The organism is Streptomyces sp. NPDC040622 (assembly GCF_055593965.1).
Genome location: NZ_JBVIXD010000022.1, coordinates 31,196 through 46,410, shown reverse-complemented (window position 1 = coordinate 46,410; position 15,215 = coordinate 31,196). Strand labels below are relative to the sequence as shown.

Here is a 15,215-nt window from a genome sequence, read left to right as displayed (position 1 = left end):
GAGAGAGGGAAGAGCGTGGGGTCCCCGACCGCCCGTCCCGCTGCCGGCTACGACCGTGCGCGGCACGGCATCCACCATTTGCGCCGTGCCGAGGTCATAGCCGACCCCAGGCTCTACTGGAAGGCGATATCCGAGCTTCCGCCCGTCTTCTACGACGAGGTGGGAGGCGTCTGGGTCTGCTCCGGCTACGCCGAGTCGGTCGAGATCCTCGCCAACCACCGGGCGTTCTCGTCCGCGCGCCACCACTCCCCCGACGACCTGGCGGCGCGCGGCATGAGCGGCATCGCGCCGACGGCCGAGATGCTGTCCGCCCAGTTCCTCTTCAACGATCCGCCCGACCACACCCGGATCAGGAACGCCCTGCGCGGCGAGTTCTCCCCGGCCGGTCTGCAGCGGCACGACCCGGCCCTGCGGGAGATCGCCGACCGGGTCCTGGACACCCTGCCCGACGCCGGAACCATCGACCTGGTGAAGGACTTCGCTGAACGGCTGCCCGAGCACCTGATGACCCATCTGCTCGGCATGACGGGCCGCGGCGCCGAGCTCACCGAGTGGGCCGACGCCTACGAGCGCCTGCTCAGCAGCGTCTCCACCTTCCCCAGCCGGGCCGACCTGGAGACGGTCCCACTCCTCGACAAGGCACTCGCCGGGCTGCGCGAGCTGGCCGCCGAACGCCTCGCCGCGCCCGGTGACGACCTCGTCTCCACCCTGGCGACGGCCCTGCGGGACGACTTCGCCGCCGATCCCGCTCAGGGGCCGCCCGCCGAGCTGCTCCAGCTCGTCGCCGCCAACGCGCTGGTCCTGGTCGCCGGCGGCTACCAGACCCTGACGCACCTGGTCTCCGGCGGGCTGCTGCTGCTCGCCGAGCACCCGGAGCAGCTGCGGCGGCTGCGGGCGGACCCCTCGCTCGCCGATTCCGCCGTGGCCGAGGTGCTGCGGATCGACGGGTCGAGCCAGTACGTGGGGCGGCACGCCGCGCGCGACATCGAGATCGCCGGGGCGCGGATGCGGGCCGGGGACGGAGTCCTCGTCCTGCTCGCCGCCGCCAACCTCGACCCCCGGAAGTTCACCGACCCCGCCGCCTTCGACATCGCTCGCAGCGAGGGCCGCCATCTCGGGTTCGGCTCCGGTCCGCACTACTGTCTGGGCGCGCCGTTCGCGGAACGGCTGGCGCGCTGGGCGATCCTCGGGTTCGTCGAGCGCTACCGGCGATACGGGCTCTCGCCGGTGGAGGCGGACCCGGTGGAGTGGGGGCCGCACTGCAACACCCGCTCCCGGCGCCGGGCGGCCGTGCTCGTCGGCCGTACGACCGAGACCGAGTCGCGAGAGCCTGACGCGGTGCCCGCGGCGAAGACGGTCACCGACCTCGAACGGCACCAGATCGTCGCCGAGTGGAACGACACCGGGGCCGACGGTGGTGCCGCCCAGGTCTGCTGGCAGCTGCTGTTCGAGGAGCGGGCCCGCCTGGCGCCGGACAGCACGGCGGTCGAGGACGAGGGTGTCGTGTACTCGTACGCGGACATCGACGCGTTGGCCAACGGGGCCGCGCACCGGCTGCGTGAGCTGGGCGTGGAGCCCGAGACCGTCGTCGCGATCAGCATGGAGCGCTCCGTGCGGCTGGTCGTCGCCATCCTCGCCGTGGCCAAGGCCGGGGGTGCCTTCCTGCTCGCCGCGGCCGACTGCCCCGGCGAGCGGCTGAGGACCATGCTGGAGCAGACGTCCGCGCGGCTCGTCGTCACCGACGACGCCACGGGTGACCGGATCTCGGCCCTGGGTGTCCCGGCCGACGTCGTACGGCTGGATCCGACCGTGCGCGCCGCCGCCCCGCCGATCACCGGTGTCGCGCCGGGCAACACCGCCTACGTGGTGTTCACGAGCGGTACCACGGGGCGGCCCAAGGCCATCGCCAACAGTCACGAGGCCCTGACGAACCTGCACATCGCGCAGCGCGCGGTGTTCCGGATCCGGCCCCAGGACCGGGTGCTGCAGTTCCTGTCGCTGAATTTCGACGGCTGCATCTCCGAGGCCGTCCTGGCCCTGCTGTGCGGGGCGACGCTCGTCGTCGCGCGGACCACGCAACTGACCCCCGGCCCGCCGCTGTCGCGGCTGCTGCGTGAGCGGCGGGTGAGCGTCGCCATCATGACGCCGTCGGTGTGGTCGGTCCTCACGCACGATCCGTTGCCCAATCTTCGGATCGCGGCCTTCGCGGGCGAGCGGCTGCCCGGCGCCCTGGTCCGCCGCTGGACGGCGCCGGGCCGCAGGCTCCTCAACCTCTACGGCCCCGCCGAGGCGGCGGTCTGGTCCACCTGGCACGAGTGCGCCGGTGAGGACGACCCGCCGATCGGGCGTCCGGTCGCGGGCAAGCGCGTCTACGTCCTGGACGAGGAACAGAGGCTGCTGCCGGCCGGAAGTCCGGGCGAGCTGTACATCGCGGGGATCGGAGTGGGCCGTTATCTGGGGCGCCCCGACCTCATGGCCGAGTCGTTCGTGCCCGATCCCTTCGCGGAGCGGCCGGGGCGGTTGATGTACCGGAGCGGCGACCTGTGCGTCTGGCGGGAGGACGGCTCTCTGGAGTACGTCGGCCGCCGCGACCGGCAGGTCAAGATCCGGGGTCAGCGCGTCGAGCTGTACGAGGTGGAGCGGGTGTTGGAGAGGGCGCCGGGGGTGTCCTCCGCCCACGCCGTCGAGCGCGACAACCGGCTGCACGCCTTCGTCGTGCCCGAGGAGCCGGGTTCGTGGGACGAGGCGGCGGTACGCCGTCATCTCGCCGAGCGGCTGCACGGCGGCATGATGCCGGCGGTGTTCACCGTCACGGAGCAGCTGTCGCTCACCTCGAACGGGAAGGCGGGGCAGGGGCTGGAGACGGCGGGGCCCGCCGACAGGCCCGTGGGGGGCGCGGGTTCGGGAGGCAGGGCGGTTCCCGTTACTGTGCCCGCGACAGCCGCCGCGTCCGCGCCGGGCACCGACGCGGGGCCCGCACTCGTGACAGCGGGATCCACCCCCGGCGCAACGGAGCCCCAGCCCGGCACGGCGGGATCCACCCGCGTCACATGGGAGCTGGCCCGGCTGTTCTCCTCGTGCCTGCGCGTGCCGCAGGTCCAGGTGAAGCTGGACACCGACTTCTTCTCCGCGGGTGGCGACTCGCTGGCCATGGCGGAGTTCATGGCGGCCGCCGAGGACCGCTTCGGCATGGTGATCGACATACAGCGACTGCTCGACGAGCCGACCCTGGCCGGACTGGTGCAGCTGGTGAGCGAGGGGCGAACGGCTCAGTGAACGACGCAACGACACACACCGCGACAGAGCCGGCGCGGCCGGCGATCAGCACATGGGGAGACGGGACGGACACGGCCGCCCGGCCCGTGCTCATCGTGCACGGTTCGGTGGACCGCAGCGACACGTTCCGCCGTGTGGTCGACCACCTGCCGGGCCGTCCGGTGCTCGGCTACGACCGGCGCGGCTGGGGCGCGTCCCGCCCGCTCGGGGGTCCGGACGTCGACTTCGCAGTGCACGTGCACGACCTTCGCACGGTCCTGGCGGGGCTGGACGTGCCGCCGGTCGTGCTCGGTCACAGTTACGGCGCACTGGTGGCCATGGCCGCCGCTGCCTCGGACCCGTCGCGTGTCGCCGGCATCGTCGCCGTCGAACCCCCGGTGCGCTGGCTGCCCTGGTGGCCGGCCGACGACCCGTGGGAGCGGACCGTGCGCGGCGCCGCAGCCCAGGGAGGTCCGGAGCAGGCGGCGCGGTCCATGCTCGCCGAACTCCTGGGCCCCACGAGCCGGTTGCACCTGGCGCGCGCCCGGCCGTCCGACCTTGCCGCGGACGGGGCGGCCCTCATCTCCGAGATGACGGACCCCACGGTCGACGCGCCGGCCTTCGACCCGCTGACGTTTCCCCAGCACACCGTGGTGGCGGCCGGATCGCGGTCGGCCGCCCATCACAAGGAAGTGGCACGGCGGCTCGCCGAGCTGCTGCCGCACGGCCGGTTCGCGGAGATCTCCGGGGCCGGTCACGCCGCGCACGTCAGCCACCCGCGGGAACTGGCCCGACTGGTACACGAGATCGACATGATCATCGAAATGATCGAGGAGCAACCCCGATGATGCCCAACGCACTTGAGAACGCCGTCTACGGACTGCTCGCCACTCCGGTGCTTCACACCGCCGTCGAGCACGGGGTGTTCACCTCCCTCATCGAGGACGGTCCGGGCACCGTCGCGGGCCTCGCGGAGCGCCTCACCGTCGACGAGGACACGCTGGAGCGCATGCTGCTCGTCCTGACGTCCCTCGGCGTCGTCACCCGCGCCGCGAACGGCGCATACTCCCTGGCCCCCGACGCCGCGCCGTTCCTCGACCGCCGCAACAGCCGGTACCTGGGCGGCTTCATCAAGCACCTCACGGTGGAGACCCAAGGCCGCCTCGGCCGGCTGGACACCTACCTCGCCAAGGGGAAGCCGGCCACGGAGGCGTCCCCCTTCGACGACGTGTACCGCGACGCCGAGTCGTTGCGGGACTTCATGCGCGCCATGTGGGACCTGAGCTTCGGCGTCTCGCAGGAGCTGGCCGCCCTCGCCGGCATGCAGGGGACGAAGCACCTCGTGGACGTCGGAGGAGCCACCGGCCCGTTCGCCGTGGCGGCGCTGCTCACCGACCCCGCGCTGCGCGCCACCGTCTTCGACATGCCGGCGGTCGGACCGATGGTCGGCGAGGACACCGAAGCACAACCGGTCGCCGACCGCCTGGACTTCGTCGGCGGCGACTTCTTCGCGGACGAACTCCCACCCGGCGACTGCCTCGCCTTCGGCTACATCCTCTCCGACTGGGACGACGACACCAGCGTCGCACTGCTGGAGAAGGCCTACCGCGCGTGCCAGTCGCCCGGCCGAGTCCTCATCATGGACCGCCTCTTCGAGGACGATCGCAGTGGTCCGCTGGCCACCGCCGCGATGAACCTCGTGATGCACATCGAGATGGCGGGGAGGCACCGCACCGCCGCCGAGTTCATCGCGCTGCTGGAACGAGCCGGATTCGGCGACTGCGAGGTGCGCAGGTCCGGCGGCGAGAAGCACGTGGTCATCGGCCACAAGAGGTAGCACCGCCGGCCCCGCCGGGCCGAAATCCCGCGGATGCGCGCAACGTTACGCAGCAGAATGGAGCTCCCCCCATGGACGGCGCACCACATCACGGGCACAACCTTCTGTTCCTCTGGAGTCCTCCGCGGAGCCTGTCCACGGCCTTCTTGCGGATGATGATAGAGAGAGGGGACCACCTCGTACTTCACGAGCCGTTTTCCAGCCTCGTGGTGCAGGGGTACGCCGTCGTGGAGGGCGACAAGATATCCGACCAGCGGGAACTCATGGACGCCCTCCAGGAGATTTCAACGCGCCGCCGGGTGTTCGTCAAAGAGACGACGGAGTACCGCTACGAGATGGTCGACGCCCCGGATTTCCCCACGCTGGGCTGTCACACTTTCCTGATCAGGAACCCGGAGGCGGTGATCCCGTCGCACTACGCGATGAAGCCGGACATCACCTGCGCCGAGATCGGGTTCGAGCACCAATACGAGATGTTTCGCACCGTGCGCGAAGGCATCGGGACCTGCCCCGTAGTTTTCACCGCGGAGCGATTGGCCGCCGAGTCCGAAGCCGTGGTCCGGGACTACTGCGACCGGGTCGGCATCGACTTCATGGAGTCCGCCCTCTCGTGGCAGCCCGAGAACCGGGACGAGTGGATACGCACCAGGGAGTGGCACGCGGACGCGGCGAGGAGCAAGGGCTTCGACTACGTTCCACGCGTCTATCGGGACAGAGTCGAAAACAATGCCACGCTGGCCTCGTACTACGAGCACCAGTTCCCCTTCTACGAGCGCCTGCGGTCTTTCCTGCCGGCATGAGGGTGCCGTCCCTGCGTGCCGTTACGCTCGCCCGATGAGCGAGATCGTGGTGGTACGTGACGGCTCGGGGCCGGAGGTCCTGCTCGTGCACGGCGGTGCGGGCCCTCGGACGACGTGGGGCGCGCTCGCCCCGCTGGCCGGCCGGTGGACGCTGGCAAGCGTCCACCGCCGTGGTTACCCGCCGAGCCCACCCCCTCAGGAACGCCAGGACTTCGCGGTGGACGCGCTGGACCTGGCGCCGCTGCTCGTCGGCCGTCCGCACGTCGTCGCCCACTCCTACGGCGTCCTCGGAACGTTGATCGCGGCCGCTGCCGCGCCGGGCCGGGTGCGCTCCCTCACCCTGATCGAACCGCCGCTCAACTACCTCGTCCCTGACGATCCCGAGGTGGCACGCCTCGAACGCCTGGGCGACACGGTCCTCGCCCAGGGGATGGAAACGGCGCCGGCCGCACTCCGCGAGTTCCTTCGTCTCACGGGTGCGCCCATCGACGACGGCCCGCTCCCCCAGGGCGTGGTCGCCGGCGTTCGGCGGGCCCACGGCGGCCGGCCGACGAGCGAGGCGCGCCCGCGACTCGACGTGATCCGTGCCGCCGGCCTCCCCGTGCTCGTCTCGTCCGGAGACCACATGCCCGCGCTCGAGCGCATCTGCGACGCCCTCGCGGATGTGCTCGGTGGTGAGCGCAGCGTGCATCCCGGTGCCGGGCACTTCGTCGCCGCGGCACCGGGCTTCGCCGAACGGCTCGAAACCTTCCTGCGCCAGAACGGTGCGTGACGGGACGCCGCAGGAGGCGGTCGACGAGACCGGACTCGAATGGGAGATCCTTGGCGGTCGACGAAGGTCGACCAGCTCAACCCGTTCACTTCAGTCCAGTCCGTGCAGTTCAGTTCAGTCCGTCCAGTTCAGTTCAGTCCGTCCAGTTCAGCCCGTTCCAGGAGAACCCGTGCCAGCACACCAGCAGTCGGACCACCTTTCACGCCGAGACGGCCGGATGACGGGGCGGAGGCGTGTTCCCGCGTGCGTCACGGTCCCGGCGGTCACGGTCCTGGCGGTCACGCTCCTGGCTCTGCAAATCGGTCTCACCCCCGCGTCCGCCCACGCCCAACCCCGCGCCCACACCCGAGCCGAGGCCCAGGCCCCCGACACCGCGACGGTCTCGGAAGGCCAGGTCAAAGAGGTGGGCCCCGGAGGAACGATCACCTATCCCAGTGTCACCAGCTGCCTCACGGTCACGGTGCGGCTGCGGGACGGCGGCCTCGTCGGCGCACACGCCAGCCTGTTCCAGGTTCCGGGTGAACTCCGGTCCGACGAGATCCTGCCCGCGCTCGGGCGCCGCGTCGGCCATCGTTCCGCGCTCGCGGTCGAGGTCAGAGGGGCCGTCGGCGCCTGGCATCCCAGCTACTTCGCCAAGGCGATCGAGAGTTACGGCGAAGGGGAGCAAGTCCCGGTCCCGGCAGGCCAGGACAAGGACGGGCTCGCCCAGGCGGTGTCACGGGCACTCGGGCTGCCACGCGGCATGGTCACGGTCGAGGACGTGCCCGACGGGGATCAGGTCATCTCCTGACACCCCGGGCCACCGGCCGGCCCCACGGTCCGCTCACGCGCCGCCGGGATCACGGGGCAGGCCGGGCGAGCCGGTCTGCCGCCGAGCGGGAATGAACGGCACGGGATCTGGAACACGTCGTGCAAGGTCTCCAGTCTCCGGGAGGCGGGCGATGTTCGCCTCGTCGCCGCGGTAGTAGGACCACGCCCCGACGCATGGGGCGTGAACGCGACCTCCCACTTCCTCTTCGTCAGCCCCGGCCGGGCGAAGCTCGACGCCCTCGGACGACTGGTCGACGAGGGAAAGCTCCGGCCGGTGACCGGCGCCGTGCTGCCGGCGGCCGACATCGCGCAGCCGCACACACGGCTGGAAGGCGGCCCTGCCGGCGAAGGACGCGGACGCCCACACGGCAGGATCGCCAGCGCTGCGCGCCCAGAAGACCTCCACTCAGCCTTGTCCTGACACGCTGACTCCTGCTTCGGGCCCGCAGGCCGTTGAGCCTCCCCCGGCCCGGGGCATTGCCCCCTGGAATCGGCTTCGAAGGTGGCGGAGACTTGAGCGAGGCGCGACGCATGCCGAGCGGCACCGCCCCAGGGGGAGAACCACATGTCAGAGACGATCGTCGGGCTGCTGGGAGCACTGGGCGGCGCCCTGGTCACCGGTGCCGCGGCCTACTGGGGGCCCTTACATGTGTCCGCGGCCGCGCGCAGGGAGGCCAAGGAGTCGGAGGGCCGGGCCCGCAGGGAAGCCGAGACGACACGCATCATCATCATGCGCACCACGACCCGCGCGTGGCGTGACCTCTTGGCGTGGACCATTCAGGATCTGGAACTCGAACTGCTGGTGGACGTCGCGCCGTTCGACGATGCGCTGAACACGGCAAGGAACAGCGCGCAGACAGCTCTGGACCACGCGCTGCACGACGGCATCTGGATTCAGCAAACCGGCTACGGCTACCCCTCCGGCTCCTCTTCCTCCTCCGCTTTCGGCCCCGACCAGCTTCAGGTCCTCAAGGCGTTGCGCCACGTGACGGACCTGACTCGCGAGTCGGTGATCAGGAGGGAGCCGATCGAAGCGGATCGGATCGAGATCCTGAAGCGGGCCCTCGATGCGGTCGACGAGGCCCGTGGCGAGCTCTCCGCGGCACTGCTGAACCGGCTGGAGCAGATCATGGGTGTCACCGTCATCGCAGGGCAGACGTCCGCCCCGTTTCTGCCGGAGTCGCCCCAGTAGGTGCTGCCGTACACCGGACAGGGCCAACGGTCAGGTCGGGCAAGGCGGTTCCTCGCCCGGAGCAGGCGGGTCGGGGGTGGGCGACGCACCGGTGCCCGCGGAGGGGCTCGCCGAGTCGGAGGGGCAGTCCTGCGGGGTGGACGGGCTGGTGGACGGCGTGGGGGTCGGCGTCGGGGAGTCGGACGGGGAGGGTTCCGGGGGCCGGGAGGGACCCGGTGCCGTCGGTGACGCGGATGGCCCGGGTGACGGCGAAGGTGGCACCGGGCGCGAGGCGGACGGGGAAGGCGTGGGCCTGCCGGGGGCGGGGCCGATGACGATGCCGCCACCGCCCTTGCCGCCGGTGCCACCGCGACCTCCCCCGTCGGCCGGCTCGGTCGCCGGGGCGTCGCCGCCGGCTCCGGGAGAACGCGGGACGACGCCCTTGCCGTCGGGCACGGCGTGCACGCCCCTGCGGTAGAAGTCCAGCCAGGAGCGGACCAGTTCGAGGTAGGGCCGCGAGTGGTTGTAGCTCAGGACCGCCCGGTCGAGGTCGGCGGCCCGGCTCAGGTCGCGTTCCCCTGCGCACAGATAGTGACCGGCGGCCAGGGCCGCGTCGAAGATGTTGTTGGGGTCGTCGCGGCCGTCCCCGTTGCCGTCCGCGCCCCACCGCGCCCAGGTCGACGGCAGGAACTGCATCGGCCCCACAGCCCGGTCGTACACCGTGTCGCCGTCGTGCACGCCACCGTCGCTGTCCCGGACCAGGGCGAAGTTCCGGCCGTCGAGTGCCGGACCCGTGATCCGGCCGAGCGTCGTGCCCTGCCGGTCGACCGCGCCGCCGCGCGCCTGCCCGGATTCCACCTTCCCGATGGCGGCGAGCAGTTCCCACGGCAACGCGCAGCCGGGGTCCGTCCGGCCGACGGACCGCTGCGCGGCGCGGTAGGCGCGCAGCACCGTTCCCGGCACGCCGGCCGCTGCACCCTCCTGGGCGATTCTCTCGGTACGCGGCGGGGCATCGGGGCCGGCCAGCGGCGGGAGCTCGGTGTGGTACGAACCGTCACCGGGTGGAGCGAGCTCGGTGTACGGGCGGTCCGTGTCGGGAGCGGGGCCGCTGTCGGCAGCCGCACGGGCGCTCTCCCCGTGGGGGAATCCGGGAGCCTGGGAGGCGGTGAGCGCCGCCACCGCGGTCACGGCGATGGCGGTGGCCCGCAGGCCCTGCCGGGTCCGGACGGGCAGGCGTCGGGCGCGGTGTTCGGGCATGGTCTGTCACTCCCTGCTGGTGACGTGCGGGCGGGGGCCGTGCTGGAGACGGGCGGAGCGGGGGGGGCGGCGTCGGTGACGCGAGGGCCGGGTCAGTGGCCGAAGGTGTCGATGCCCGAGACGAGCCAACGGCCGTCATGCCGCTCGACGTCGACGGCCAGCATCGCCCCGGCGTAGGTGCCGTTGTCCTCGGCCTTCTTGCCGCCGGCCGTGCTGACACTGCTCTGGTCGGCATAGACCAGGACGCGGGCCCGGTCGCCGTCGATGCGCTCGACCGCGCTGTCGGTGACCGTGGTGGTGATCACCGCCTTCTGCTTGTCGGCCCGCGCGCGGAGATCCCCGAGCAGCTCCCGGTGCTGGGCGACGGCGCGTCCCGTCAGCCACTGCTTCGCCGCCTTGTCGAGGGCTCGGGAGTCGGCGTGGTCGTACGAGAAGAGTTCGGCGACGGCCTTGGTCGACTGGCCCTTGATCTCGCTGGTGCGGGCGGTGTCGGAGAGGGCGGAGTTGCGTGCGGCCGCGGTGTCCCCGAGGGCCTTCGCGCGGGAGTGCGCCCAGCCGGCGAAGCCGCCGAGGACGAGGGTCACCAGACAGAGGATGACGAGTGTGCGGCGGGCCGCGTTCGGGCGTGCCGTCTTCTCGTGCGGTTGGTCCGCGTCCGTGGCGGGCGTGGGCGGGCTCTTGCGGGCGGTCGCCGTCGCGCCGCGGACGAGGAGCCGAGTGCGCGTGGGCTGTGGCTGCCCGCCCGGTTCCCCGCGCTCCTCGGCGGTGGTGGCGGCCGCGGTGCGCAGGGATCCCGGGCGCGGGGAGGCGCCGGTGGTGGGTGGCGTGCGCAGGGCCTCGCGGGCCTGGCGGCGGCGTCGGTTGTTCAGGTGGTGGCGGGTCGTCGGCATCGTGTGTCGTCCTCTCCTGCGGCCGGTCAGCCGGCCGACGCGCCGCCGACCGGGGCCTGGCCCAGGGCGCTCAGCTTCCAGTCGCCGTCGGTGCGGGTCAGTTCGCCGAGCATGCGGCTGTCCTTGTCCGTGCTCGCGTCGCCGGGCGCCTTCACCGTCACCCGCAGGGCGACGAGCACGCGGGCCCGGCCGGCCCGGTCGTCGAGTTCGGTGAGCGCGCCGGAGAGCACCTTGGCCGTGGTCACGGTCTTCGCGGTCTTCATCTGGGTGGCGAACTTGCCCCGCCCGGAGACCAGTTGGTCGTGCAGCTCGCCGGTGGTGGAGGACTCCCAGAGGTCCAGGCCCCGGTCGATGCCGCGGTGGTCAAGGGTGTTGAGGTTCTGGACGGCCTGTTCACCGGCGGCGAGAGCCGCGTCGCGCTGCTCGGCGTAGCCCGTGGTGTCGTCCCGGGCCGCCTGGTACCAGCCCCATCCCGCCCACGCCGCGAACCCGCCAGCGATCAGGGCGAGCACGAGGGCGATGGCCGTGATCGGCATCACCCCGAACCGGGCCGGCAGGCCAGTCCCGCGTCTCATCCGAGTTCCCCTCTCCCGGCGCCCGCTCAGCGGGTCCTGATGTCGACGATTCGCCACCGGTCGTCCTCCCGTCGCGCGGTCACCGTGAGCTGGGCCGCCGCGGCGGTGGTGCCGGCCTTTCCGCGGTGCGAGATCTGGTCGAGGAAGACCAGCAGCCGTGCGCTGTCGCCGTCGAGTTCGATCACCCCGGTGCGTACGGCCTGCGTACTCAAGGTGACGCGCCGCTCGGCGAGGTCCTCGCGGACCCGGCCCATCAGCTCCGTGTACTGGCGTTCCGCCCGCCCCGCGAGCACTGACCGCGCCGCGCGCTCGGTGGTCTCCAGACCGTCCGGCGTGTACGAGAAGACGTGGGCGAGAGCGTTGCCGACGTCACCGGCGACACGGGTGGTCGCCTCGGCGTCCGTCAGCGCGTGATTCTCGGCGGACGGCGTGGACCTCAGCTGATGAGCGCCGTAGAAGAAGCCGCAGCCGCCGACGACGAGGAGCACGGCGCACGCCACGGGGACGAGGTACCTGACGAGGGCACGCGGCTGCCGGCCCCCGGCGCGGGTCTTCGTCGGCTCCTCCTGCGCTGTCACCGAATCGGGCTCCGGATCGGGCTCCAGGTCGGGATCCAGGTTGTGCTCTACGTCGGGATCCGCGTCGGGGTCCGCGTCGGGACCCGCATCGGTGAGAGGCCGCCGGTCCTCGGCGCCGGGCACCTGCGCGCCGGAGTCCGCGGCGGACTCGGCGCCGGGCCCGTTCCGTTCGGCGGTCGGTCCGTCCTCCGTCCCGTCGCCCGGCGCGGTCGCGTCCCGGGTCCGCCCGATGCGCAGCAGCCGTGTCATCGGCTCTCGTCCTCCTTCGCCGTGCGCGCGAGCGGTACCGCGCTCAGTGCCCTGACCTTCCACTCGCCCTCGCCCGTACGGGCCAGGACCGCCTCCAGGCGCTTGCGGTCCGTGGTCGGTGTCTTCTTTCCCGCGGGCGTGACGTCGACGCGCACGGTGGCGACGATCTTGGCCGTGCCCGCGTGGGTGTCGAGGCTGGTCAGCGCGGCCTCGGTGACCGTGCCCCGCGCCGAGGCCCCTTTCCTGGGGGCGGTGTCGCGCAGTTCGTCCCGCAGCGGCCCGGTCGAGGCGGCACGCCAGTCCTCGATGCCGGCCCGCGCACGCTGCCGGGACGAGGCGTCGAGGGTGTTGAGGACGGCGAGGCCGGCGCGCCCGTCGGCCAGCGCCTCGTCGCGCTCACGGCCGTACGTGACGGAGTCGTCGCCCCGTGCCTGTGCGTACGTCCACGCCCCGGTGCCGCAGAACGCCAGCGCCAGCGCCAGTCCCGCCCCGGTCAGGACGCGCGCCCGCCTCATCGGCCCGCCTCCGGTCCCGCGCCGAGCAGCCCCGGCAGCCCGGCCACCCCGGTGCCACCCGTGTCCGGCAGAGCCAGCGCGCCCGGCAAGGCGGAGCCCGAACCCGGCGGGGCCGACGCGGTGTTGCCCGTACTGCCCGAGGGCAGGGAGCCGGGCTTGGCCGGCTCGGGTACCGCGCCGCCCCGGGGTGCGTTGGCGGACCCTCGTACGTTGACCCCGCTCGCGGCCGGCGCCGTGCAGCCGGCCCCGGTGTTGAGGGCGGGGGCGGTACCGAGGTCCAGGCCGGTGCGGTACCGGGTGCCGCCGTAGCCGTCGGTGCAGGGCAGGGGCTTGAAGAAGGTGACGGCCAGGCCGAGTTTCATCTTTCCTCCGTCGACGGCGGTGGCGCCGGCCGAGACGGCCGCCGGGTACTTCACGAGGAGTTCCTCGATGCCGCGCTGCCGGGTGACGGCGACCTCGGAGGTGGTGAGCAGGTTGGCGAGGACCACGCCCAGGCTGGGATCGAGGTCCCGGAGCACCCCACTGATCTGTGTGGCGGCGTCCGGGGTGACGGTGAGGAGCCGGCGCAGGTCGGCGTCGGAACCCTTGAGGGTGCGGGCGAGTTCCGTGGCACCGTCGGCGAAGCCCCGGATGGCCTTCGCCTCCTCGGCCTGGGTGCGCAGCACGGTCTCGCCGTCGTCGAGCAGGCGGGTGGTCGAGGGCAGATTGCGGTCGGCGGCCTCGATGAAGGCGCTGCCGTTGTCGAGCAGCACCCGCAGGTCGTCGCCGTGCCCCTGGAAGGTCTTGCCGAACTCGTCGACGACCGTGCGCAGGTCCTTCAGCGGCACGGACCGGACCAGGTCGTTCACGCTGGTGAGTACGGAGGTGACGGGCGCGGGCACCTCGGTCTCGGGCTGTTCGATCCGGGCGCCGTCGACGAGGTGGGGCCCCGCGTCGCTCTCGGGCCGCAGGTCGATGTACTGCTCGCCGACCGCGGAGAGCCCGGCCACCACCGCCCGTGTGTCGGAGGGTATGCGGGGGGCGGACTTCTTGATGCGCAGCTCCGCGACCACCCCGTCCCCGGTGAGCTCGATCGGCCCGACACGGCCCACCGAAACGCCCCGGTAGGTGACGTCGGAGTGCGTGAAGAGGCCGCCGGTGCGGGTGAGTTCGACGCGCACCGTGTAGTAGTCGGCGACGCCCACGTACCGGCCGAGGTCCGCGTAGCGGATGCCGAGGAAACCGAGGACCAGGACGGCGATGAGGAGGAAGGCGAGGTTCTTCAGGCGTACGGCCAGGGTGATCATCTCTCTGCGCCTCCGTCCCCGGAGTTCCCGGTGGGTGCCGGCACGGAGGTGGGTGTCGGCACGGAGGGCAGGGGCAGCGGAGCCGAGGGGGTGGCCGTGGCCCCGCCGCCGGGCCGCTTCCCGGAGGCGGCGCCCCGCTCACTCCGCGCCGTGGCGGTCGGCGAGGGGCTGCTCTGCGGCACGAGGGGCGGGATCACCTGGGTGCCGGGAGCGGCCGTCATCTTCAGGTACACGTTGAGGTAGTCGCCCTTGACCCCGTTCAGCACCTCGTCGGTGAACGGATAGGTGAGCAGCACCTGGAGGGAGTCGGGCAGGTCGCCCCCCGCGTCGGCGAGGGCCTTGAGGGTGGGGGCGATGGCTTTGAGGTCGGCGACCATGTCGTCCTTGCTCGTTTCGACGGTGGAGACGGCGACTCCGGACAGCGTGTCCAGGGAGCGCAGCATGGTCAGCAGTGAGCCGCGCTGTTCGTGCAGGGTCTTCAGGCCGGGTGAGAGGTCGCTCAGGACGGTGCGCACGTCGTCCTTGCGGCCGGCGAGGGTGGTGGCGAGCCGGTTGACGCCGTCGAGGGCGTCGGTGATGTCACCGCGGTGGTCGTCGAGGTTCTCCACCAGTTCCTCGACCCGTTTCAGCATGGAGCGGACCTGGGGTTCGCGTCCTCCGAGGGCCTTGTTGAGTTCCTGTGTGATGGTCTTGAGCTGGTTGACGCCACCCCCGTTGAGCAGCAGGGACAGTGCGCCGAACACCTCCTCGACCTCGGTGTTGCGGCCGGTGCGGGAGAGCGGGATGACAGCGCCGTCGGCGAGTCTGCCCCCGGTGGACGAGGTGGTGGGCGCGACGAGGTCGACGTACTTCTCGCCGAGCAGACTGGACTGTTCCAGGCGGGCGCCGGCGTCGCGGGGCAGCCGGACGTCGCCGTTGATCTCCATGGTGACGCGGGCCGACCACGCGTCGCCGTCCAGGCGGATGGAGCTGACGCGCCCGACGGCGACATCGTTGACCTTGACAGCGGCGTGCGGGACCAGGCTGAGGGCGTCGTCGAGTTCGGCGGTGACGGTGTAGGGGTGGGAGCCGAGGTCCGCGCCGCCCGGCAGGGGCAGGTCCTCGATGCCGTCGAAGCGGGGGGCGGTGACGGAGAACGCGCCGAGGGCCAGCGCGAAGCCGAGGCCGAGGGCGAGGAGTCCACCGAGACCGGCACCGGTGGCGGCTCCGGTGGTGAGCAT

General features: G+C 72.2%; 15 protein-coding genes. 8 read left to right on the top strand and 7 right to left on the bottom strand.

What is annotated here, in order from left to right:
* Positions 1-15 precede the first annotated feature (15 nt).
* The 8 genes from ACZ592_RS37885 (at position 16) to ACZ592_RS37850 (ending at position 8,666) form a co-directional block, all read left to right on the top strand.
* Positions 16-3,276, top strand: a complete 3,261-nt coding sequence (locus tag ACZ592_RS37885) for an amino acid adenylation domain-containing protein (protein ID WP_471586298.1) — start codon at positions 16-18, stop codon at positions 3,274-3,276.
* A complete protein-coding gene (locus ACZ592_RS37880; RefSeq protein ID WP_471586297.1) occupies positions 3,273-4,103 on the top strand; it encodes an alpha/beta fold hydrolase in 831 nt (276 codons plus the stop codon). The genes ACZ592_RS37885 and ACZ592_RS37880 overlap by 4 nt, the downstream gene beginning before the upstream one ends.
* Positions 4,100-5,092: a methyltransferase gene (locus ACZ592_RS37875; RefSeq protein WP_471586296.1), complete on the top strand. Its 993-nt coding sequence runs from the start codon at positions 4,100-4,102 to the stop codon at positions 5,090-5,092. The genes ACZ592_RS37880 and ACZ592_RS37875 overlap by 4 nt, the downstream gene beginning before the upstream one ends.
* A 71-nt stretch (positions 5,093-5,163) precedes the next feature.
* On the top strand, positions 5,164-5,892 hold the full coding sequence (locus tag ACZ592_RS37870; RefSeq protein WP_471586295.1) for a sulfotransferase-like domain-containing protein: 729 nt from the start codon (positions 5,164-5,166) through the stop codon (positions 5,890-5,892).
* A gap of 34 nt (positions 5,893-5,926) precedes the next feature.
* A complete protein-coding gene (locus ACZ592_RS37865) occupies positions 5,927-6,664 on the top strand; it encodes an alpha/beta fold hydrolase (protein WP_471586294.1) in 738 nt (245 codons plus the stop codon).
* Positions 6,665-6,833: 169 nt separating this feature from the next.
* Positions 6,834-7,454, top strand: a complete 621-nt coding sequence (locus ACZ592_RS37860; RefSeq protein ID WP_471586293.1) for a hypothetical protein — start codon at positions 6,834-6,836, stop codon at positions 7,452-7,454.
* A 48-nt stretch (positions 7,455-7,502) separates the two neighbouring features.
* A complete protein-coding gene (locus ACZ592_RS37855) occupies positions 7,503-7,895 on the top strand; it encodes a zinc-binding dehydrogenase (RefSeq protein WP_471586306.1) in 393 nt (130 codons plus the stop codon).
* Positions 7,896-8,039: 144 nt separating this feature from the next.
* On the top strand, positions 8,040-8,666 hold the full coding sequence (locus ACZ592_RS37850; protein ID WP_471586292.1) for a hypothetical protein: 627 nt from the start codon (positions 8,040-8,042) through the stop codon (positions 8,664-8,666).
* Positions 8,667-8,696: 30 nt separating this feature from the next.
* Here the strand turns inward: ACZ592_RS37850 and ACZ592_RS37845 are convergent, their stop codons facing one another.
* From ACZ592_RS37845 to ACZ592_RS37815, 7 genes are all read right to left on the bottom strand, one after another.
* Positions 8,697-9,902: a lytic transglycosylase domain-containing protein gene (locus ACZ592_RS37845; RefSeq protein ID WP_471586291.1), complete on the bottom strand. Its 1,206-nt coding sequence runs from the start codon at positions 9,900-9,902 to the stop codon at positions 8,697-8,699.
* A gap of 92 nt (positions 9,903-9,994) precedes the next feature.
* A complete protein-coding gene (locus ACZ592_RS37840) occupies positions 9,995-10,792 on the bottom strand; it encodes a hypothetical protein (RefSeq protein WP_471586290.1) in 798 nt (265 codons plus the stop codon).
* 26 nt (positions 10,793-10,818) lie between these two features.
* Positions 10,819-11,367, bottom strand: coding sequence for a hypothetical protein (locus tag ACZ592_RS37835; RefSeq protein WP_471586289.1), 549 nt, complete (start codon positions 11,365-11,367; stop codon positions 10,819-10,821).
* A gap of 26 nt (positions 11,368-11,393) precedes the next feature.
* Complete coding sequence (locus tag ACZ592_RS37830) at positions 11,394-12,194, bottom strand: hypothetical protein (protein ID WP_471586288.1); 801 nt, start codon at positions 12,192-12,194, stop codon at positions 11,394-11,396.
* Positions 12,191-12,709, bottom strand: coding sequence for a hypothetical protein (locus ACZ592_RS37825; protein WP_471586287.1), 519 nt, complete (start codon positions 12,707-12,709; stop codon positions 12,191-12,193). Before ACZ592_RS37825 ends, ACZ592_RS37830 begins: the two co-directional genes overlap by 4 nt.
* Positions 12,706-13,995, bottom strand: coding sequence for an MCE family protein (locus tag ACZ592_RS37820; protein ID WP_471586286.1), 1,290 nt, complete (start codon positions 13,993-13,995; stop codon positions 12,706-12,708). Before ACZ592_RS37820 ends, ACZ592_RS37825 begins: the two co-directional genes overlap by 4 nt.
* Positions 13,992-15,215: an MCE family protein gene (locus ACZ592_RS37815; RefSeq protein WP_471586305.1), complete on the bottom strand. Its 1,224-nt coding sequence runs from the start codon at positions 15,213-15,215 to the stop codon at positions 13,992-13,994. Before ACZ592_RS37815 ends, ACZ592_RS37820 begins: the two co-directional genes overlap by 4 nt.